At 71.0% G+C, this 20305-nt stretch carries 20 protein-coding genes and 1 pseudogene; 7 read left to right on the forward strand and 14 right to left on the reverse strand.

The genetic code is table 11. From position 1 onward, the window contains the following. The first annotated feature begins 1 nt into the window (after position 1). Together dnaG and FHW73_RS01165 are read left to right on the forward strand one after the other, a co-directional pair. A complete protein-coding gene (dnaG, locus tag FHW73_RS01160; protein ID WP_183424874.1) occupies positions 2–1729 on the forward strand; it encodes a DNA primase in 1728 nt (575 codons plus the stop codon). Between the two features lie 280 nt (positions 1730–2009). Next, on the forward strand, positions 2010–2663 hold the full coding sequence (locus FHW73_RS01165; RefSeq protein WP_183424875.1) for a hypothetical protein: 654 nt from the start codon (positions 2010–2012) through the stop codon (positions 2661–2663). Positions 2664–2686: 23 nt separating this feature from the next. Here FHW73_RS01165 and FHW73_RS01170 read toward each other — a convergent pair whose 3' ends face one another. From FHW73_RS01170 to FHW73_RS01180, 3 genes are all read right to left on the reverse strand, one after another. After that, a complete protein-coding gene (locus FHW73_RS01170) occupies positions 2687–3934 on the reverse strand; it encodes an MFS transporter (RefSeq protein WP_183425352.1) in 1248 nt (415 codons plus the stop codon). Between the two features lie 71 nt (positions 3935–4005). Further along, positions 4006–4809 (reverse strand): exodeoxyribonuclease III, encoded by an 804-nt coding sequence (locus tag FHW73_RS01175; RefSeq protein WP_183424876.1) that lies wholly within the window; start codon positions 4807–4809, stop codon positions 4006–4008. Positions 4810–4921: 112 nt separating this feature from the next. After that, positions 4922–5980, reverse strand: coding sequence for a cytochrome-c peroxidase (locus FHW73_RS01180; RefSeq protein WP_183424877.1), 1059 nt, complete (start codon positions 5978–5980; stop codon positions 4922–4924). A 144-nt stretch (positions 5981–6124) separates the two neighbouring features. Between FHW73_RS01180 and pyrE the strand changes: the two genes are divergently transcribed. The 4 genes from pyrE (at position 6125) to FHW73_RS01200 (ending at position 9654) form a co-directional block, all read left to right on the forward strand. Further along, the gene (pyrE, locus tag FHW73_RS01185) at positions 6125–6784 is read left to right on the forward strand and encodes an orotate phosphoribosyltransferase (protein WP_183424878.1); all 660 of its coding nucleotides are present in this window, start codon (positions 6125–6127) and stop codon (positions 6782–6784) included. 31 nt (positions 6785–6815) lie between these two features. Further along, a complete protein-coding gene (locus FHW73_RS01190) occupies positions 6816–7457 on the forward strand; it encodes a hypothetical protein (protein WP_183424879.1) in 642 nt (213 codons plus the stop codon). Between the two features lie 293 nt (positions 7458–7750). Continuing rightward, positions 7751–8545, forward strand: coding sequence for an undecaprenyl-diphosphate phosphatase (locus FHW73_RS01195; protein WP_183424880.1), 795 nt, complete (start codon positions 7751–7753; stop codon positions 8543–8545). Between the two features lie 281 nt (positions 8546–8826). Continuing rightward, positions 8827–9654 carry an META and DUF4377 domain-containing protein gene (locus FHW73_RS01200; RefSeq protein ID WP_183424881.1) on the forward strand — a complete coding sequence of 276 codons (828 nt, stop codon included), beginning with the start codon at positions 8827–8829 and terminating at the stop codon, positions 9652–9654. Between the two features lie 57 nt (positions 9655–9711). Here the strand turns inward: FHW73_RS01200 and FHW73_RS01205 are convergent, their stop codons facing one another. The 11 genes and pseudogenes from FHW73_RS01205 to FHW73_RS01255 form a co-directional block, all read right to left on the reverse strand. Further along, the gene (locus FHW73_RS01205) at positions 9712–10329 is read right to left on the reverse strand and encodes a YbhB/YbcL family Raf kinase inhibitor-like protein (protein ID WP_183424882.1); all 618 of its coding nucleotides are present in this window, start codon (positions 10327–10329) and stop codon (positions 9712–9714) included. 38 nt (positions 10330–10367) lie between these two features. Further along, positions 10368–12437 (reverse strand): tetratricopeptide repeat protein, encoded by a 2070-nt coding sequence (locus tag FHW73_RS01210; RefSeq protein ID WP_183424883.1) that lies wholly within the window; start codon positions 12435–12437, stop codon positions 10368–10370. Between the two features lie 226 nt (positions 12438–12663). Next, a pseudogene (locus FHW73_RS01215) lies at positions 12664–13638 on the reverse strand (alpha/beta fold hydrolase); the annotation flags it as partial. 59 nt (positions 13639–13697) lie between these two features. Next, the gene (locus FHW73_RS01220) at positions 13698–14501 is read right to left on the reverse strand and encodes a lysophospholipid acyltransferase family protein (protein WP_183424884.1); all 804 of its coding nucleotides are present in this window, start codon (positions 14499–14501) and stop codon (positions 13698–13700) included. A gap of 55 nt (positions 14502–14556) precedes the next feature. After that, positions 14557–14973, reverse strand: coding sequence for a hotdog fold thioesterase (locus FHW73_RS01225; RefSeq protein WP_183424885.1), 417 nt, complete (start codon positions 14971–14973; stop codon positions 14557–14559). 141 nt (positions 14974–15114) lie between these two features. Continuing rightward, the gene (locus tag FHW73_RS01230; RefSeq protein WP_183424886.1) at positions 15115–15273 is read right to left on the reverse strand and encodes a hypothetical protein; all 159 of its coding nucleotides are present in this window, start codon (positions 15271–15273) and stop codon (positions 15115–15117) included. A 34-nt stretch (positions 15274–15307) separates the two neighbouring features. After that, positions 15308–15454: a hypothetical protein gene (locus FHW73_RS01235; protein WP_183424887.1), complete on the reverse strand. Its 147-nt coding sequence runs from the start codon at positions 15452–15454 to the stop codon at positions 15308–15310. Positions 15455–15986: 532 nt separating this feature from the next. Next, positions 15987–17933 (reverse strand): phospholipase D family protein, encoded by a 1947-nt coding sequence (locus FHW73_RS01240; protein WP_183424888.1) that lies wholly within the window; start codon positions 17931–17933, stop codon positions 15987–15989. After that, complete coding sequence (locus FHW73_RS01245) at positions 17933–18556, reverse strand: YceI family protein (RefSeq protein ID WP_255492537.1); 624 nt, start codon at positions 18554–18556, stop codon at positions 17933–17935. The genes FHW73_RS01240 and FHW73_RS01245 overlap by 1 nt, the downstream gene beginning before the upstream one ends. Positions 18557–18573: 17 nt before the next feature. After that, the gene (locus FHW73_RS01250; protein WP_183424890.1) at positions 18574–19050 is read right to left on the reverse strand and encodes a histidine phosphatase family protein; all 477 of its coding nucleotides are present in this window, start codon (positions 19048–19050) and stop codon (positions 18574–18576) included. A gap of 42 nt (positions 19051–19092) precedes the next feature. Further along, positions 19093–19725, reverse strand: coding sequence for a ParA family protein (locus tag FHW73_RS01255; RefSeq protein WP_183424891.1), 633 nt, complete (start codon positions 19723–19725; stop codon positions 19093–19095). 192 nt (positions 19726–19917) lie between these two features. Here FHW73_RS01255 and FHW73_RS01260 point away from each other — a divergent pair, with 192 nt between their 5' ends. After that, on the forward strand, positions 19918–20304 hold the full coding sequence (locus FHW73_RS01260; RefSeq protein WP_183424892.1) for a BlaI/MecI/CopY family transcriptional regulator: 387 nt from the start codon (positions 19918–19920) through the stop codon (positions 20302–20304). Position 20305: the final 1 nt, after the last annotated feature.

Consider the following 20305-nt stretch of genomic DNA (forward strand, 5'->3'; position numbering starts at 1 on the left):
CATGGCCCGCATCCCCGACGCCTTCATCGACGACCTGCTCGCCCGGACGGACATCGTCGAGGTGATCAACGCGCGCGTCCCGCTCAAGCGGCAGGGCAAGGAGTACTCGGCGCGCTGCCCGTTCCACGACGAGCGTTCGGCCAGCTTCACCGTCTCGCCGACCAAGCAGTTCTATCACTGCTTCGGCTGCGGGGCGCACGGCACTGCGATCTCGTTCCTGATGAACTACGACCGCCTCGAGTTCCTCGACGCGGTGGACGAGCTGGCCAAGCGCGCCGGTATGGAGATCCCGCGCGAGACGACCCAGCGCGAAGCGCGGCCCGACAGCGCACCGATGTACGAGGCGCTCGAGGCCGCGACCCGATTCTTCCGGCGGCAGTTGGCCGGCAGCGACAAGGCGCGCGACTATCTCGACCGCCGCGGCGTCGACGAGGCGACACGCGAGCAGTTCGCGATCGGCTATGCGCCGGATGGCTTCTCGGCGCTCAAGGACGCGCTGGGCAAGGACGACGCACGCCGCATCACGGTGTTGGAGAAAGTCGGCCTGCTGTCGAAGAACGAGCGCGGCCACAGCTACGACAAGTTCCGCGACCGGGTGATCTTTCCGATCCATGATCGCCGCGGCCGGCCGATTGCATTTGGCGGCCGGGTGCTGGCGGCCGAAGACTCGCCCAAGTACCTCAATTCGCCCGAGACGCCGCTGTTCCACAAGGGCCGCGAACTCTACGGCCTGTGGCAGGTGCGGCAGGCCAACCAGAAGATCGAGCGCCTGGTGGTCGTGGAGGGCTACATGGACGTGGTGGCGCTGTTCCAGCACGGCCTGCCGCAGGCGGTGGCGACGCTGGGCACGGCGACCACGCCCGACCACGCCGAGCTGTTGTTCCGCAACGCGGCCGACGTGTACTTCTGCTTCGACGGCGACGCCGCCGGTCGACGCGCAGCGACGCGCGCGATGGAATCGGTGCTGCCGCGCATGCGCGACGGCCGTCAGGCGTTCTTCCTGTTCCTGCCCGACGGCGAGGACCCGGATACGATCGTGCGCCAGGAGGGCGTACAGGGCTTCGAGGCGCGACTGGCGCAGGCCACGCCGTTGTCGACGTTCTTCTTCGACACCATCGGCGATGGCATCGCGCTGTCGACGCTCGATGGCAAGGCCCGCCTGGCCGAGCGCGCCAAACCGATGCTGGCGCAGATTCCGGACGGCGCGTTCGCCGATCTGATGCGCCAGCGGTTGACCGAGTTGACCGGACTGGGCCGACCTGCGGCATCGGCGCCCGCACTGCCGACTCGCATGCCGCGCGGTGGGCGCGCGGTGCCGGCGCCACGACGCAGCCTGGTGCGCCACGCGATCGCGCTGTTGCTGCAGAAGCCGGCGATGGCCGCGACGCTGCCGCCGCCCTACCCGTTCGTCGCGCTGCAGCAGCCGGGCATCGACCTGCTGACCGAATTGATCGCGGTCGCCAGCGTGCGCCCCGACATCAGCACCGGCTCGCTGCTCGCCCACTTCGACGGCCGCGACGAGGCGACCGCGCTGCAGAAGCTCGCCAGCCAGTCGCTGCCGGGCGACGAAGCGACCTGGGAGATCGAGTTGCGCGATGTCGTCGCCCAGCTCGACCGGCAGGTGTTGCAGCAGCGCATCGACGATCTGCTGGCCCGCCAGCGCGAGGGCGCGCTCGATGCCGCCGGCAAGCAGACGCTGCGCGAACTGCTGAGCCAGCGTGCGGGCTAATCCGTCATGCCGCAGGGTGGATCGCGCAGGTGCTGCGGCGACCATGGCGTCCGTCGGCGCCACCGATCCGGCAATGAAAGCGCTTCCACACGGCGGCGCCAACACATCATCGACGCGCCCTTAACTCCAGCGCTGGTCTGATCCGCCGCGGGGGATCATCGGCAACGCCACGTAGGCGCAACGCGCCTGTCGTGGGCCGCGCCTCGCCACGACGACGCCAGGGCCCGCGCAGACGGGCCCGGCCAGGTCCCCGCTGTCTCCCTCCACAGGATGTTTTGCCATGCGTTCGATGCCTTTCCCCCACACCCGGCCCGGCCTGCGCCATGCCGCGACCGCTCTGCTCCTTGCCGGCCTGCTGAGCGCTGGCTGCGCGAAGATCGACACCCCGCCGGCGCTGGTCAAGCCGTTGCACATCGACCTGTCGGCGCCCGTCGCCGAGCAGGTGGACCTGGCCTGGCCGCAGCGTGACGGCGCGCTCGCCAGCGAACACACGATCGCGCAGGCGCGCCAGGTCACGTTGCGGCTGCCCGACGGCCGGCAGTTGACGGTGCCGGCCGAGCGGGTCGCGTTCCGCCAGCAGGACGGCATGCTCGCCAGCGTCAACATCGAGCCCAGCGGCGCCGGCGGCGAGCACACCGCCGCCTTGAATCAGGTGCGCGGCCTGCTCGAGGACAATCGCCTGCTCGACCCGACGCTCGCCCATGAGCTCGACGGCTGGGCGGTCGCCGGCGGCGCCCCGCAGACTGCGCGCGTGGTGATCCGCGACGTGGACGTGCAGGTGGGTTTGCGTCCGGACCGCCGGATCGGCTGGCAGAGCACGCTCGATTTCTCGCCGCGCCCCTGCCAGATGCCGGCCGGGCTCGATGGCGACCCGGATGCCTGCCTGCACGCACCGCCGACGACCGACGGCGCGCTCGCCGAGGTGCAGGGCTGAGCCACCCCGCAGCGACGCCGGTCCTAGAGGCCGGCGTCGCCCTGCGTACCGGCCGCGGCGTCATCGCCGAGCCGCACGCGCGGCTTGAGCCAGAAGAACAGCAGCAACGCCGGCGCCGCGACGACGGCGGTGATCACGAAATAGACCGCGTAGCCCTCGGTGACTTCGACGATCCAGCCAGAAAAGAACCCCAGTAGCTTGCCGGGCAGCATGATCAGCGACGAAAACAACGCGTACTGCGTGGCGGTGTAGCGCTGGTTGACCAGTGCCGACATGTAGGCGACCGCGACCGTGCCCAGGAAGCCCTGCGCCAGGTTCTCGCCGGAGATCACGATGGTGAGTCGGGTCAGGTCGCCATCGGCGCCGATCAGCGCCAGATACAGCAGGTTGCTCGCCGCGCCGAGCACGATCGCCACGAACAACGGCCATTGCACGCCCCAGCGCGCGACCGCGACGCCGCCCAGAAACGCACCGGCAATGCCGATCCAGATGCCGTAGACCTTGGTGACCGCCGCGATCTCGGTCTTGCTGAAGCCCTGGTCGAGATAGAACGGGCCGATGATGCCGCCGATCAACGCCTGGTCGGAGATCTTCATCGCCAGGATGAACAGCAGGATCGCCAGCGCGACCTTGCCACCGAAGCGGCGGAAGAAATCGGCGAACGGCTCGACCACGCCCTCGCGCAATCCTTGCGCCCAGTTCTGCGCACGCACGCGCACCACGTCCGGCTCGCGTGCGAGCAGGCAGGCGACGATCGGCACCAGCATGCAGGCAGCCATCGCGCGGTAGACCATCGGCCAGGCGACATGGTCGGCCAGCACCAGCGCCAGCGCGCCGGTCACGATCAGCGCGATGCGATAGCCCAGCGAATAGGTCGCCACGAGTGCGCCCTGGGCATTGGCCGGTGCGATCTCGACGCGATAGGCGTCGACCGCGATGTCGAGCGTCGCGCCGGAGAACGCGACCAACAGCGTCAGGGCGACGAACAGCGCCAGCGGCCCGGTGCCGACGGCCGCCATGCCCAGCAGCCCCGCCATCACCGCCACCATCGCCAGCAGCAGCCAGCCGCGCCGCTGGCCCAGCCGGCCGAGCAGCGGCAACCGCCAGCGATCGACCAGCGGCGCCCACAGGAACTTGAACGAGTACGCCATGCCGGCGCTGGCGATCATCGTGATGTCGCGCAGCTCCATGCCGCCCTCGCGCAGCCAGTAGGCGAGCGTGCCGGCGACGAGCAGGAACGGCAGGCCCGACGCGAAGCCGAACAGGAACATCGTCCGCGCCGCGGGCTGGGTGAAGGCCTGCCAGATCGACGGCTTGCCGGCACGCGCCGACGCGGCGGCGCTCACGCGCGGTAGTCCACGACGAGCGGCGCGTGGTCGGAGAAGCGCGGTTCGGCGTGGACCGCAGCGGCCTGGATGCGATCGCGCAGCGAGGGCGTGACGAACTGGTAATCGATGCGCCAGCCCACGTTGTTGGCCCGCGCCGCGCCGCGGTTGCTCCACCAGGTGTACTCGGCGGCTTCGGGCCGCAGCACGCGCAGCGCGTCGAGCCAGCCGGTCGCCGGCGGATCGCACAGCCCGTCGCCGCAGGCATCGGCGATCATGCCGTTGAGCCAGGCGCGCTCGGGCGGCGTGCAGCCGGAGTTCTTCTGATTGCTCGACCAGTTGCGGATGTCGTTGCGGCTGCGCACGATGTTCCAGTCGCCACACAGCACGTAATCGCGGCCACTGGCCAGCCATTCGTCGAGGATCGGCCGCAACCAGGCCATGACCTCGAACTTGAAGCCCTGGCGCAGATCGCCGGACGAGCCGGACGGGATGTAGAACGAGACCACGCTCAGGTTGCCGAAGCGCGTCTCGATGTAGCGACCTTCCTCGTCGAACGGCGCCCAACCCAGCGCGGTGCGCACCTCATCGGGCTCGCGCCGCGCGTAGATCGCGACCCCGCTGTAGCCCTTCTTGGTGGTCGCATCGCGGAACCAGGCCTTGTAGCCGGCCGGCAGGAACTCGGGGCCAGCGAGCTGGTGCTCCTGGGCCTTGGTCTCCTGCACGCACAGCACATCGGCATCCTGCGCAGCGAACCAGTCGAAGAACCCCTTGCGGGCGGCCGAGCGCAGGCCATTGGCGTTGAAACTGATGATTCTCATGGCGCGAAGGGTAACCGAGACGCGACCCGCAGTCCGCGCGGTCGGCGCCGCCCATACCTCCCCCGCACGCGGGGGAGGTCGATGCGCGCAGCGCGTCGGGTGGGGGCGCGGCCTATTCCGGCCGCGGCGTCGTCGCCGTGCTCGGTGGCAGCAGCGGATAGGCGATGTCGGGCTGCTGGCCGGTCAGCGTGCGCAGGAATGCGGCGATCGCGGCCACTTCGGCGGTCGCCAGTTCGCGGCCAAGCTGACTGGTGCCCATGATCGCGACTGCCTGCTCCAGATCCCAGACCTGGCCGCTGTGGAAGTACGGCGCGGTCAGCTCGACGTTGCGCAGCGGCGCGGCGCGGAACACGTATTCGTCGCTGGCGGTCTGGGTGACCGCGAAACGCCCCTTGTCGCCCTCGGGCAGAATCTCCGCACCGGGCCGGGCGATGACGCCGAACGGGAAGTACGCCTGGCCACCGAAGTTCGCGCCGTTGTGGCACGCCGCGCAGCCACTGTCGACGAACAACCGCAGGCCGCGGCGTTCGGTGGCATCGAGGGCCGCATCCTCGCCACCGAGCCAGCGGTCGAAGCGTGCGTGCGGGGTCACCAGCGTGGCCTCGAAGGCTTCGAGCGCCAGCGCCATGTTGTCGAAGCTCACCGGCGTGGCGTCGCCGGGAAAGGCCGCGGCGAACAGGGCGACGTAGCGCGGCATGCTCAGCAGGGTCTCGACCACCCGCTCAGGCGTGTTGTTCATCTCCACGCTCGCCTGCACCGGGCCCTTCGCCTGCTCGGCGAGATCGGCGGCGCGGCCATCCCAGAATTGCGCGGCGTTGAACACCGCATTGAAGACCGTCGGCGAGTTGCGCGGCCCGCGCTGCCAGCCGTGACCGATCGAGACCGGCACGTTGTCGGCGCCGCCGGTGCCGATGTTGTGGCAGGTGTTGCAACTGATGATGTGGCTGCGCGAGAGCCGCGGCTCGAAGAACAGCATGCGGCCCAGCGCAAGCCGTTCCTCGGTGATCGCGACACCCCGCACCTGCGCCGGCACCACGCCCACTGTGCCGAACAGCGCCGCCGCAGTGGCGCGCAAGCCGTCGTCGTCGTCGCGTTGCGCCAGTGCGGCGCTGCCTGCGCCCAGCGCGAGGGCGACCGCAGCCGCCACGCCTACCACCCATCCCGTCCGCATCGTCCCGCTCCATTTCCATGACGCGCCGAGGATGCGCGGCATCGCCATCGTCGGCATTGATCGCGCGCAACGCCGCACCGATACGGCCGACAGCGCCTGTTGCCTTACCATTTCGGCTCTCCGCCCCTTTCCGCCAGGCCGCCGATGTCCGACCACCGCACCCGCTTCCTGCAACTCGCCTTCGACGTGCAGGCGCTGCGTTTTGGCGAGTTCACGCTCAAGTCCGGCCGTGTCAGCCCGTACTTCTTCAATGCCGGTCGCTTCGACTCGGGCGCGGCCCTGGCGACGCTGGCACGCTGCTACGCTGATGCGCTCGAGGCGGCCGCACTCGACTTCGACCTGCTGTTCGGGCCGGCCTACAAGGGCATTCCGCTGGCGAGCGCGCTGGGCGTGGAGTACGCACGCCGCGGGCGCGACCTGCCCATCGCCTTCAACCGCAAGGAAGCCAAGACCCACGGCGAGGGCGGCACCTTGATCGGTGCCCCGCTCGACGGCCGCCGGGTGCTGATCGTCGACGACGTGATCACCGCCGGCACCGCGATCCGCGAGGCGCTGGGGCTGATCGACGCGGCCGGCGGACGGGTCGCGGGCATTGCGATCGCGCTCGACCGCCAGGAGCGCCTGACCGACGACGATCCGCGCTCGGCCGCCCAGCGGGTGGCCGACGAACAGGGCGTGCCGGTGGTGTCGATCGCCGGGCTGTCGGACCTGCTTGCGTTCGCGGGCGAAAACGCGACACTGGATGCCGAGCGCGACCGCCTGCTTGCCTACCGGTCGCGATACGGAAGCGGCCCGGCGCGCTGATGGCCCGCCAGCGCCCTGGGGGAGGGACACGATGACGTTGCAGGGACTTCTGGCCGCCGCACTGTCGCTCGCCGCCGCGACCGCCGGGGCGCAAATCGCGGCCCCCGACCGCAAGGTGTACTGCTGGGACGAAGGCGGTCGCCGGGTCTGCGGCGATGCCCTGCCCGCCTCGGCGGTGAATGCCGCGCGCACCGAGATCGACGCGCGCAGCGGCGTGCGCACCGCCGAGATCGGCCGCGCGCTCACCGATGAGGAGCGCAGCGCGGCCGAGGCCGCGCAGGTGCAGGCGCAGCGCGAGGCCGAGGCACGCGGGGTCCTGCAGCGGCGGGAGCTGGCGATGGTCGAGGCCTACGCGACCGAAGCCGACCTGCGGCGCGCCTACGGCGAGCGCATCGTGCTGGTCGAAGAAGCGATCAAGACCTCGCACCTGGGCATCGCCAACCTGCGCGCGAGCCTGCTGTCGCTGCTGCGCCAGGCCGCCGATCTGGAACTGCGCGATGCGCCGGTCGACGCGGCACTGATCGCGGGCATCCGCGCCCAGCGCGCGGATCTGGAACGCCAGACTGCGGTGCTCGAGCAACAACTGGCCGACCAGGCCGCACTTGGCGGCGATCTGCGCGCGGCACTGGCGCGCTATCGCGAGCTCAAGCAGCCGGCGGCGGTGCGGGACTAGCAGCGCGGGGCTGGCCCCCACCCGGCGCGCGAGCGCGCCGACCTCCCCCGCAGGCGGGGGAGGTGATCATCCGCGGCGCACGCAGGACGGCCCGCTTGTCTCCCTCCCCCGCATGGCGGGGGAGGGCTGGGGTGGGGGCCGCTGTTCGCGAAAGCCCCAGCCCCCACCCGATGCCTGTGGCATCGACCTCCCCCGCGAGCGGGGGAGGTGACCATGACGGTGCGCCGCGGGTTTGGCCCCGCCCGGACCGGGCGCGTATGCTGCCCGCCCCCACCGCTGCACCGTGAGTCCCTGTGTCCGACCCGATTTCCGCACTGCTGCTCGGCATCATCGAGGGGCTCAGCGAGTTCCTGCCCATCTCCAGCACCGGCCACCTGCTGATCGCCCAGCACTGGCTCGGCGCGCGCTCGGATTTCTTCAACATCATCATCCAGGCCGGCGCGATCGTCGCGATCACGCTGGTGTTCCGCCAGCGGATCTGGAGCCTGACCACCGGCCTTGGCGAACGCGCCAACCGCGACTACGCGATGAAGCTGGCGCTGGCGTTCCTGGTCACCGCGCTGGTCGGCCTGCCCGTGCGCATGGCCGGCTGGGAGCTGCCCGAGACCGTCACACCGGTGGCCTGGGCGCTGGTGATCGGCGGGCTGTGGATGATCGTCGCCGAGCGGCTGGCCGAGCGCAGGCCCGACCGCAGCGATGTCACCTGGACGGTCGCGGTGCTGGTGGGCCTGGCGCAGGTGCTGGCGGGTGTGTTCCCTGGCACCTCGCGCTCGGCGGCAGCGATCTTCATCGCGATGCTGGCCGGCCTGAGCCGGCGCTCGGCGGCGACCGAGTTCGTGTTCCTGGTCGGCATCCCGACCATGTTCGCGGCCAGCGGCTATGCGTTCCTGGAGTTGTGGCTGGACCAGGGTCTGGGCGAGGAAGCCTGGGGCGACGTCGCGATCGCCTTCGTCGCCGCGATGGTGACCGGCTTCATCGTGGTCAAGTGGCTGCTGGGCTACATCAAGCGCCATCGTTTCACCGGCTTCGCGCTCTACCGCATCGCGCTCGGCCTGGGCCTGCTGCTGTTGATGCCGTCTGGGGTCTGAGGCGGGGCTTTCGGGAGGGCCCGTGCCCCCACCCGGCGTGCGGGGCGCGCCGACCTCCCCCGCGGGCGGGGGAGGTGGTACGCGCGATTTGACTCTCCCGCAGGCGCGGGAGGTAGTACGCGCGATTTGGTTCTCCCGCAGGCGGGGGAAGTGATATCGGTCGAGCGGTGCTCCGATGCGATGTTTGAACCGCGGGCTTGCGGGCGTCGGCGTCCACGGGGGGCGTACAGGCGAGCCGGTTAAGCTTGAGCGCATTCGTTCGTCCGACAAGGAGACTCCCGATGCGTCGTGCACTGCCGCTGCTGCTGCCGTTCGCCCTGATCGCCTGCTCGCCGGCCACCTCGCCGCCCGATGGCGCTGCGACGCCGGATGCGCAGGCGACGGCCGCCGACCTGCCCGACGCCGCGCCGGCGGACCACACGGCCACGCTCGGGGCCTATCACTGGCGTCTGGTGGACGCGCGTTCGGGCACGGGGGCCCGGATCGACGGATTGCTCGCGGAAGGCGGCGCGCCGCTGCAGCTGGATTTCCGCGATGGCGGTGTCCAGGTCCGCAATGCCTGCAACAACATGAGCGCGAACGTCGCCCTCGACGACGACCGCATGACCGTCGACCAGGTGATCTCGACCATGATGGCGTGCCAAGACGCACGGCTGCAGACGCTCGAGCGCGAGATCGGCCAGCGCCTGCCCGGCACCCATCGCATCACCATCGCAGAGGGCGAGGCCCCACGGCTGACGCTGCAGACCGAGAGCGGCGACGTGCTGACGTTCGAGGGCACGCCCACGCCCGCCACGCGCTACGGCAGCGCCGGCGAGCAGGTGTTCCTGGAGATCGCGCCCGAACGCGTGGCCTGCAGTCATCCGCTGATCCCCGATCACCGCTGCCTGCAGGTGCGCGAGGTGCGCTACGACGCCGACGGCGTCCGCGTGGCCGGCAACGCGCCGTGGACGCCGCTGTACCAGGAGATCGAGGGCTTCACCCACGAGGACGGCACCCGCAATGTCGTGCGCGTGCAACGCTTCGATGTGACCGACCCACCGGCCGATGCGCCGGCGCAGGCGTATGTGCTCGACATGGTGGTCGAGTCGGAGACGGTCGCGCGCTGAGCCCGACCTCGCGCGACCGCATGAGGCGCGCGCGCAACGACGCGCGCGCCGCGGGCCTCAGGCCGGCGTGGCGCCCGGATGCAGCGCGTAGCTGCCCCACACGGTGGCTTCGGCCAGCACATGGCCCTGCATCGCACGCTGCACATCGCCGGCGGTGAAGCGCTCGGGCACGTCGAGACGTTCGACATCCAGGGCGAACAGGCGGAAGAAATAGCGATGCGTACGCAGGTCGTTGGGCGGCGGGTACGGACCGTCATAGCCGAACCAGTCGCCGGCCAGGTCGGCATCGCCTGCGAACCAGCCGGTGTAGTCGTTCAGGCCCTGGCGCGCGCCGGCCGGGCCCGGCGGTCGCCGCTTGCCGCCGGGGGTCACGCCATCGCTGGCGCTGCCAGCCTCGATTGCGCGCAACTCGGCCGGCAGGTCGACCACCGCCCAGTGCACGAACGTGCCGCGCGGATGCGCGACCGGGATCTCGACATCATCGCGGCCGGCCAGCGACGGGTCGGTCGGGGCATCGGGATCCAGGCACAGCAATGCGAACGAACGCGTGCCGGCCGGGACCTCGTCCCAGGCCAGGTGCGGGTTGCGGTTGCCGCCGAAGCTGTCGGGCGTGCCCGCCGCGAACGCCGCGGGAATCGGCTGGCCGGGCGCGAAGCTGTCGCTGTGGATGCGCATCGTGTCGTCTCCTCAAGGCGCGGAAGTCGGGGCAGCGGTCAGGCCTGCGGGTAGCCCAGGCGCACCGCGACCGGGGTCAAGGCCGCGATCGGGCCGGCCAGCGCGTCGGTATACGCACGCCAGCGTCCGGCCGGCAGGCGATCGGGGCCGAGCGCCTGCGGCGGCGGCACCGGGAAACCGTCGAGCGCCAGGGCCTCGCCCAGCGCGGCAGACACCGCCATCGGATCGGCAGCCGGCGCGTCGGTGCGCACGATCGTGACCGGCATCAACTGCTGCTCGATGAGCTCGGCGAACTGCGCCAGGTGGCGGGCCAACCAGTCGGCCGCGCCCTGCGCGTCTTCGATGCGCATGGTCAACGCGGTGCCGAACGCCAGCCATTCGAGCAGCATGTCGCGCGGATCGCGCAGTGCCAGCAGCAAGCGTGCCTGCGGCAGCTCGGGGCGCAGCGCCAGCAGCCAGGCGTTGTCCCACCACGGCAGCCAGTCGACGATCGCGCCGTCGCCGGCATCGCGTGCCGGCAACTGGGTGCGCCAGCTGTCGACGATCTGGCGCGCGGTGAACTCGCCCGCGGCGAGCCGGGCGGGCACGCGCGTGTCCTGGAAGGCATCGGCGACCGGACCGGCGAAGCGGTCGGCGCGGAACTGGCGCACCGCCTGCCGCAGCAGACCGGCGACACGATCGACCTGGGCGCCGGGCGGTCCGTAGAGGAACACCGCCGGCGGTTGCGGCGCCAGGGACTCGGCGACCGGCGGCCACTGCGCCGGTGCGGCGGTCGGCTCTGGCGGTGCGCTCGCCGCGGCGCTGGTCTCGACGCTGACCGCGGTCCAGGTCGCGACCGCATCGGCGTGGCGGCCGGCGGCGTCCTGGGCCAGGCCGACCCAGCGGCGCAGCATCAGGCGCGCGGCGTCGTGTGCGGTCGCCTGCAGGCCTTCGGCAAAGCTCACCGCCGCGTCCGGGTCGCGCGTGAGCAACTGGTTGAACAGGAATTCGTTGGCCGCGGCGTGGCCGGGCTGCAGCGCGGTGACCGCACGCGCGACCGCTTCGGCCGCCTCCATATCGCCGGCCCCGGTCTCCAGCGACAGGCGTGCCTGCAGCGCCGGCAGGTGATCGGGACGGCGTGCGTTCCAGCGCTCGACGATGCCGCGCGCGGCTTCGCCGGCGAACGGCTCGAACGCCAACCGCGCAAGCCACAGGTGATCGTGCTCGGGCGCGGCGGCGAGCGCGGCGTCGAGCGTGCTGCGGGCATCATCCGCAGCGTCGGTCCGGCTCCACAGCTGGACCAGCGCATTGGTCGCGCGGCGCGACTCGGGATGCGCAGCGAACGCGGCATGCAGCAACGGCGCGGCGCGTTCGGGACGCCCGGCCTCCAGTTCGAGCTCGCCGCCGAGCGTCTGCCACGCCGGGGTGACCTGGGCCGGATCGGCCAGGATCTCGGCGATCACGTCGGCGGCATCGGCCGGACGGCCCTGCTGCAGCACGATCTGCGCCAGCAAGCCGCGCAGCGGCGCCTGGCCGGTCTGCTCGATCACCCGGCGGAACGCCTGCTCGGCGAACGCCAGGTGGCCGGCCGCGAGATAGCCGAAGGCCAGCGCGTGCAGCACCTGCAGATCCTCGGGCGCCTGGCTGGAGGCGTGCGACAGCAGGCCCAGCGCGCGGTCGTGGTCGCCACGGCGCGAGGCGATCGCGCCGGCAAGCATCGTCGTCCACGGGTGCTCGGGCGCCACGCGCTCGGCCAGCTTCTGCTGCTGCTCGGCCTCGTCCAGGTCGCCGCGGCCGATCGCCATCTGCGCGCGCATCACATAGGCGCCGAACTGGTTGGGATCGAGCGCGACGGTCTGCGACAACGCCGCCTGCGCGGCCTCCAGGTCGCGCGCGTCGAGCAGCATGCCCGCACGCAGGAAGTGCAGCTCGGCCTCGTCGGGCGCATCGGCGAGCGCGGCATCGATCGTCGCCAGCGCACCGTCGCGATCGCCGGCCGTGCGCAGCGCAAGCGCGGCGGCGCGCAGCAGGCCGACATCGCGGGGTGCATCGACCAGGGCCTGACGCGCGAGCGCGGCGGCGTCATCATGGGCGCCGCGGCGCAGGGCATCGAGGATCTGTTGCTGCATGCTGGTGCCGGCGTAACGCCGTCCGTCTGGCTGGGCCGGTCATTGTAGCGGGCCGCTGCCGGCCCACCGGAGCTCATGTCTGACCCGTCGCGCGTCGCGTGCGGACCTCGCCGCGAGGTCGGGGATGATCTGTGCGCGCCGCTCAGCCTGCGCCCGGCGCCAGGTCGCTGCCGATCGCGCTCGCCAGCCGAGTGCGGGTGCCCGCCTCGCGCGCCGCGTCGGCATGCGCGTCGAGTCGCGCGGCGACCCAGCGCTCGGCGAACCCGTCGAGGTGGGCGTCGAGCAGGAACCCGCAGTGTCCGCCCCAACGACTGAGCTCGATGCGCGCATGCGCCGGCAATGCCAGGGTGTGGAATGCATCGAGCGGGATCACCGGATCGTCGGCGGCCATCAGGATGTCGGTCGGCACCTGCAGGCCGGCCAGGCGGTCGCCGGCGACCGAGTAGCCATCGAAATAATTGTCGAGCGTGCCGAAATCGGTGTGGGTCTGGACCAGCCACTCGGTCAGCTCGCGCATGCCCAGTCGCAGGGTCGCATCGTCGAAGGCGTGGCGATCGGGAAACAGGTCGCGCTTGCGCCGCAGCGACGCGCGCCAGGTGCGTTCGAAGTGGCGCAGATACAGTCGGTGCCCGCGCTCCATGTACACCATCGTGCGCGCCGGATCGACCACCGGACACACCGAGGCCACGCCGGCCAGCTGCAGGCCGACCGCCGGCGCGCGCAGCGCCAGACGCAGGACGAAGTTGCCGCCGAGCGAGTACCCGGCCGCGACCATCGGCCGGGCCGGAAAGCGCCGCGCCACGTCGAGCGCGGCGTGCACGACCTCGTCGATGCGGTTGGAGTGGAAGATCGCCTCGTTGAGGTGATGGCTGCCGCCGTGATCGCGGAAGTTCAGCCGGAACACCTCGTAGCCGCGCTCGAGCATCCGCGCCGCGGTCAAGCGCATGTAGCTCGATTCGGTGCTGCCCTCCCAGCCGTGCAGCAGCAGGGCCAGCCCGCGCGACGCCGTGCCGGGCACCACCGAATGCAGGCCGTGCAGGCGCACGCCCTCGCCGCCGTCGACCAGATGCTCGGTGGTCACCGCGCCGGTCGCCGCGAGCAGCCGCGCGCCGCGTCGGCGTCGCCAGGGGCTGCTGCCGAGCACGGTCTGCACGTGCGGACTGCGCAGCCAGGCCGGCGGCGCATAGTCGCTGCCGCGCAGGCCGCCATCGGCGCCCGGCAGCCGGTGGGCATCCGCCGTCGCCGACGGATGCGCCGCGGTCATCCCACCGCCTCCAGCGCCGCGACGATGCGCTCGCGCGAGACATCGGCGATCCGGCGCCGGCCTTCGCCCTCGCCCGGCAGGATCGGCTCGAGGAAGATCACGTCGGCCTGCCGCGGCGCCTCGCCCAGCAAGCGCAGGAAATTGCCGAAGAACGATTCGCGCTCGCGGAACGCCACGATCGTCTGCGCCGCGCCGCCGATGCCGTAGCGCAGGGCAACCGGCTGCACCGCGACATTGGCCTCGACCGCGGCCAGGAAGATGCGCGCATGGAACGGCCCGACATGCGTGCCGCCGCGTGTGCGCCCTTCGGGAAACACCGCGACCGGGCGCCCGGCGCGCAGCCGCGCGAGCATTTCCTGCAGCACCCCGCCCAGCGATTCCTGGCTGCCGCGCTGGTGGAAGATGGTCTCCCCGCGCGCGGCCAGCCAGCCCACGACCGGCCAGCCGGCGATCTCGCGCTTGGCGACGAAGCCCATCATCCGCTGGCTGTGCAGCGCGACGATATCGACCCAGCTCACATGGTTGGCGACGAACAGCGTCGCGCCGGGCAACGGCGTGCCGATCCGGCGCATGCGGAAGCCGAACACCCGCATCAGGCCGCCCTGCCACCAGCGAATCATCCGGTGGTCGATCCGCTCACCGCTGGGCAGCGTGCGCGCGCCGATCGGCGGCACCATCGACAACAGCACCAGCGGCAGGTGCACGAAGACGTGCCACAGCAGCATCGGCACGCGATACGCATAGCGCAAGGCGCGCACCGGCGGGCCGCCAGTGCTGGCATGAATGGGGGAGGACGTCATGCGCGCACCATACCCAAACCGGTCACGCGCGCGCCACTGCCTGACGAGGACGCGCTCACGGCTTGGGGATCACCGCCAACGTCAGCCGCGAGGCGCAGACCAGCCGACCGCCGGCATCCTCGATGCGGATGTCCCAGACCTGCGTGCTGCGGCCCACGTGCAGCGCGCGCGCGGTGCCGGTGACCGTGCCGCTGCGCACGCCGCGCAGGTGGTTGGCGTTGATCTCGATGCCGACGACGCCGCAGCCCTCGGGCGCGGCCAGACCGCCGGCAGTGCTGCCGATCGTCTCGGCCAGCAGCGCAGACGCGCCGCCGTGCAGCAGCCCATAGGGCTGATGGGTCCGCGCATCGACCGGCATGGTCGCGCGCAGGTAATCGGGGCCGATCTCGGTGAAGACGATGCCGAGGGTGGCGATCGCGGTATTGGCCGACAGCGCATTGAGCTGTTCGACCGTGGTGTCGCTGCGGAACATGCGGCGCGGAACTCCGGGCGGGAACGCGCCAGCTTAGGCCGTTCGTCGACGTGGCGCATGCACCGGTGCGTTGCGGTGCGGCCGGGCGTCAGCGACGGGGCAGCCTCGAACGGGCCCTGGCCGTCGCGGCCGGTGGAGGGATCAGGCGAAACGGAACCGCGGCGGCAAGGCCCCGGTATCGCGGCCACGGGCACCGCCGGTTCGGCGGCGGGCGGCCTGCGCACGGCCGGTTTCGCGCGGCAGCGAAGACATCGGGACAAGACGGGCTGCAGCGTGAACGATGGCGAGCATGCGGGTCATGGCGAAGGTCCGAGCGAGAGGGCTGAAGGGATGATCAGGCGACGCGGAAGCGGCTGGGCACCGACGACTGGCTGTAGCTGCGCGGCGTGCCGTAGCCGCTGCTGCGGCCGTAGCCGACGCCGAACGGACGGACATAGGCTGCGTTGGGGGCGGTCTGGGCGGGGGCGGTCTGGGTCTGCATGGTCGTGCTCCGGTGTGGTTGTGCTTCGGTGTGTTGGTAGACTACAACACCACCGCTCGAGAACACCATGTGCCGGAGGTCATATCGGCGAACACCCCTCCATTTGTTCATTTACTGTTCATCAATGAAATTTCCCGCCTGGCTACGGCTTTGCGCGAGAAGTGCCCCATCCCGGCCTTTCACCCGTAAAGGGCGCCATGCCTGCAGGCGGGGATCGCGGAAAGCAGGGCCGCGCGAGTGTGACGACACCGCAACAACGAAGCGCCGAAAGGCAGGCGCACGTCAGTGACTGCCCCTCACAAGACGGAGGGGCTGGAAGGCAGGACCGCGCGTGAGTGCCTCCCCCCGCCTGCGGGGGAGGCCGGCGCGCCCAGCGCGCCGGGTGGGGGCACGGGCCTTGCCGGCCACATCTTCCGTCCGCGAAGAGCGCAGTGCCCGTCACGCGGAAGGGCCATTCCTCACGAACCGGGGGACTACGCAAGCCACGCCCGCGCCGCGTACAAGACCACGGCGTGCAGTGGTGCTGCGTTCGCTACAGGATCGGCACCAGGCCCGCGCCGAAGGCGGTCGAGATCCGGGTCAGCAGGCTGCGCCAACCGAGGCTGACCTCGGGGAAGTCGCCGACCGGCACGTAGCAGGCACGAAAGCCGGGATCGTCGGGTGACAGCGGCGCCGGGCAATCGGGCCCGGGCCGGAACTCGTAGCTGGTCGCATAGCGTGTGGGCCACAGGTCGAACACCGGCAATCGCTCGGAGATCTTCGCCATCGTGTAGTCGATGCCGGAGAAGAACGGCGGCTTGTCGCGCCGGGCGATGGTCCACGAGTTCGCCGGCGCGATGTCGCGATGGATGCTCGCCGCCAGCCGGCGTGCGAAGGCAGGGTCGGCGATGACGATCGCACTTTCGGTGTTGAGCGTGTCGCCGCGCGGATCGAAGTTGTGCGTGCCGACGACGCCGACCCGGTCGTCGATCACCATCGACTTGGCATGCAGCCCGACGCGCACGCCGGCGCGGTTGAGCGGCACGCGCCGGTTCACGCCGATGCCGGCGTAGCGCAGCGCCGAGTACTCGCGCGTGAGCGGCGGTGCGCTCTCGGGCCGGGCCGCAAGCGCGGCCTCGCGCGTCGTCGCCACGCCCTCCGCCCCGCTCTCCTCGATGTTGACGCTGCCATCGGCATTCCAGGAAATGCCGACCGCGCCGGTCGCCTCCAGGTCGATCGGCGCGTCCTCGGGAAACGGCTTGTACTCGTAGATATGGAAGCCGAAATCGCGCAGATGCCGGCGCTTGTACTTGTAGGACAGCGCGTAGGTGATGAACGAATCGGTTGCCGCCAGGCTGTTGGTCGACACGGTGACCTGCGGCGGATCGGGCCGCTCGCGCAGGTCCGCAAACATCTGCTCGGCCGGTTTGGACAGCACCAGATACGGGGTCTGCAGCAGCACGTCGTGGTCGGCCGATTCGATCAGTTCGCGCAGCCGCGGCGTGGCGGCGGTGGCGTCCTGCGCGCGCTCGTGGTCGCGCTTGTGCTTGGCCGGCAGGTCGCCGATGAAGTCCACCTCGCCCACCTCGAGCGCGGCCGCGGCCAGACGCTGCTGCACCAGCACCGCATCGCTGGCGTCGGCCGAAACCGAGGCCACGCGCTCGGGCCGCGCATAGTCCAGAAACGACACGTCGGGCACACCGCCGCGCAGCAACTGGCGGCCGACGTCGGTGAGTTGCTCGACCGGCGTGCTCAGTGACGACTGCCAGAACGCCTCGAAGTTCTCGGCCATGTCGGCCACCACCGGACCGGCAACCAGGACGTCGCGGTCGCGGAAATTGAAGCTGTCGTTCCAGTCGAAATAGTCGTCCTGGTAGTTGCGGCCGCCGGTGATGCCGACCAGGCCGTCGACCAGCAGCGCCTTGCTGTGCATGCGCTGATTGAGCCGGCGCCAGCAACACGCCGCCGCCAGCGCATAGCGCGGATAACTGATGCGTGCGCGACCGAGCACCGGGTTGTAGATGCGCAGCTCGAAACCGACATGCGCGCCCGCCAGTGCGGTCAGGGTCTCGACGGTGCGCAGCGCCGAGAGCTGGTCGACCAGCAGGCGCACGCGCACGCCGCGACGGGCGGCGGCCAACAGTTCCTCGAGCACCAGATGGCCCGAATCGTCCTCATCGAAGATGTAGGTCTGCACATCGAGCGTGTGCTGCGCGCCGCGGATCAGATCCAGCCGCGCGATCAGCGCATCCTGGCCGTACTCGAGCAACAGCGCCGAGTGACGCGGCGCCTCGGGCGCGCTGCGTGCGAAGGCGCGCACGCCCAGCTCGCGCAACGGCGACGGCGTCGCACAGGCGTCGGCACGCTCGCACACGATGGTGGTGTCGCGCGCCTCGATCGCGATCTGCGCCGCACGTTCGCGCTGCGCGGACGTGAGCGTGCTACAGGCGCCAGTGGCCAGCGTGGCCGCCAGCAGCAGGACTCGTCCGATCCAGCGCATCAGTGCGACTCCACCGCCCGGATCCGCAGCGTGAAGCGGACCTGGTCGGACAAGGCGTAGCCCCAACGGTCCATCGCATAACGACTTCTGCGCACATCGCCTTCGCCCACGACGTCGCAATCCACGGCCGGACGCGTGCACTGCGCCGGCGCGATCCGGAACGTCTCGCGCTGAGCAATGCCGCGAATGCTCAGCACGCCAGTCATCGCACCGCCCTCGCGCGCGAGCGTCGCCGGATAGGGATCGGACACGAACCGCACTTCGGGATGGCGCTCGACATCGAAGAAGCCGGCGCCCCGGGTGATGCGGGTGTAGCTGCGGCTGCCGACGATCTCCACCCCGCCGGTGGGCAGCGTCAAGCGCACCTGATGACGCCCGTCGGGCAGCACCACGATCTCGCCGTGCCAATCGTCGAACCGGCCTTCGAGCTGCTGGCCCCAGCGCGTGCGCAGTTGGAAGCCGATGTCGGAGCGCGCGGTGTCGAGCACCAGCGCGCGGGTCTCACTCGCCAGCACCGGCGCGGCCGGGACCGCCGCCAACCACAGGCCGGCCGCCAGCAGCCACGGCATACCAGGCGAAGGCCCGCGGCCTGCGCGCGCACTGCGTCCCCGTGTCGTGGACATCGTCCCGAACGTGACGCTCAGGGCCACCAGAACGCCGACAGGTCGGCGACACCCGGCTCGACCGCGGCATCGTCGCGCAGGCTCAACACCGCGATGCCGCCGGGCGGCATGCCGCGGTAATCGCCCGACTGGCCGCTGTGCAGCAGCGCCGCGAGCCGCTCAAGGCCGGGGTTGTGGCCGACCAGCAGCAGCCGCCCGACCTCGCGATGGTCGTCGACCAGGCCGGCCAGCGTGCCGGGCGTGGCTTCGTAGATCGCAGGTTCCAGGCGCTGATCGACGTAGCCGACCACGCCCAGCACCGCTTCGAGCGTTTCGCGCGTGCGCCTGGCCGGCGAGCAGAGCACGCAGTCGGGGATCAGCGCCTTGTCGCGCAGCCAGCGCCCGGCGGCCTCGGCCTCGGCCAGGCCCTCGGCCGACAGCGGACGGTCGATGTCCGCCTGTCCGGGCAGCGCAGGGTCGGCGTGGGCGTGGCGGAGCAGGATCAGTTCGCGCATGAGCGTGGCGGTCTCGTCGTCGGGTCGGGATCGGGTGCGCGATTACTTCTTCAGCCACTTCAGCAGCGGCGTCCAGTCATCCTGATGCTCGCGCACCTGCGCCGAATGGTAGTCGAACAGGCTGCGGCCCAGCCCCACGAGCATGACGTAGGCCTGGCTGTCGCGCAGCTGCGCGACCACCGGATACGGCCATTGCGCGAGCAGATCGAGCGCCTGCTGCGAGGCGTTGGTCCACGGCCGCAGCCGATTGGCGACCAGGCCCACGCGGGTATTGCCGCGGCGCACTCGCGCGTGGCGGGCGAGCGTGTTGAGGAAGCCCACCGTCGCATCGATGTCGAGCGCCGACGGCAGCACCGGCACCACGATCGCGTCGGCGGCTTCCAGATAGGCGTCGAGATCGTCGGCCATCGCACCGGCGGCGGCATCGATGACCAACCGCGTCGTGCCCTCGGGGATCGCCGCCAGCACCTTGCGGTGCCGCGCGCTGCCGTCGATCGGCAACACCGCGCTGTCGAGCCCGGCGCGGCGTTCGGCCCAGCGCGTGGACGAGTGCTGCGGGTCGGCATCGACCAGCACGGTCGACTCGCCCGCCAGCGCCGCGTGCGCGGCGAGATGGGTGGCGATCGTGGTCTTGCCGACGCCGCCCTTGGAACTGGCCACCAGCACGGTCTTCATCGAAGTCTTCCGCAGGTCCGGTCGATGCCAGCGTACACCGGCGAGCGGACGGGCGTGTGTGGAGCCCCGGCCAGGCCCGAACGCAGTCGATTGCGGCGCATCGGTCGCCATACCCATGCCATCGGTCATGGTTGACGACAACTGTCGTCACGCCTAGCCTGACGACATCTGTAGTCAACCCGGGACACCACGATGGCCAGATCCACGATCGGAGACCAGGAGCTCGCCTTGCTCCAGTCGATCGGACAGCAAGGCGATGCGACGGTCGGCGAGGTCGCCGCCGACTTCGGCGAGGCGCGCGGCCTGGCGCGCTCGACCGTACTCACAATGATGGAGCGGCTGCGCGCCAAGGGCTATCTGCGGCGCCACCGCGTCGACGGCGTCTATCGCTATGCCGCCACGCGCGGCGAGGACGACGTGGTGCAGGGCGCGGTCGCGGCCTTCGTGGAGAAGACCCTGCAGGGCTCGGTCAGCCCGTTCGTGGCGTTCATGTCCAAGCGCGGCAAGGTCAGCGACGACGAACTGGCCGAACTCGAAGCGCTGGTCGAACGCCTGCAATCTGAACGCCGGGAGGACTGAG

The organism is Luteimonas sp. RC10 (genome assembly GCF_014192745.1).
Classification (GTDB): Bacteria; Pseudomonadota; Gammaproteobacteria; order Xanthomonadales; family Xanthomonadaceae; genus Luteimonas.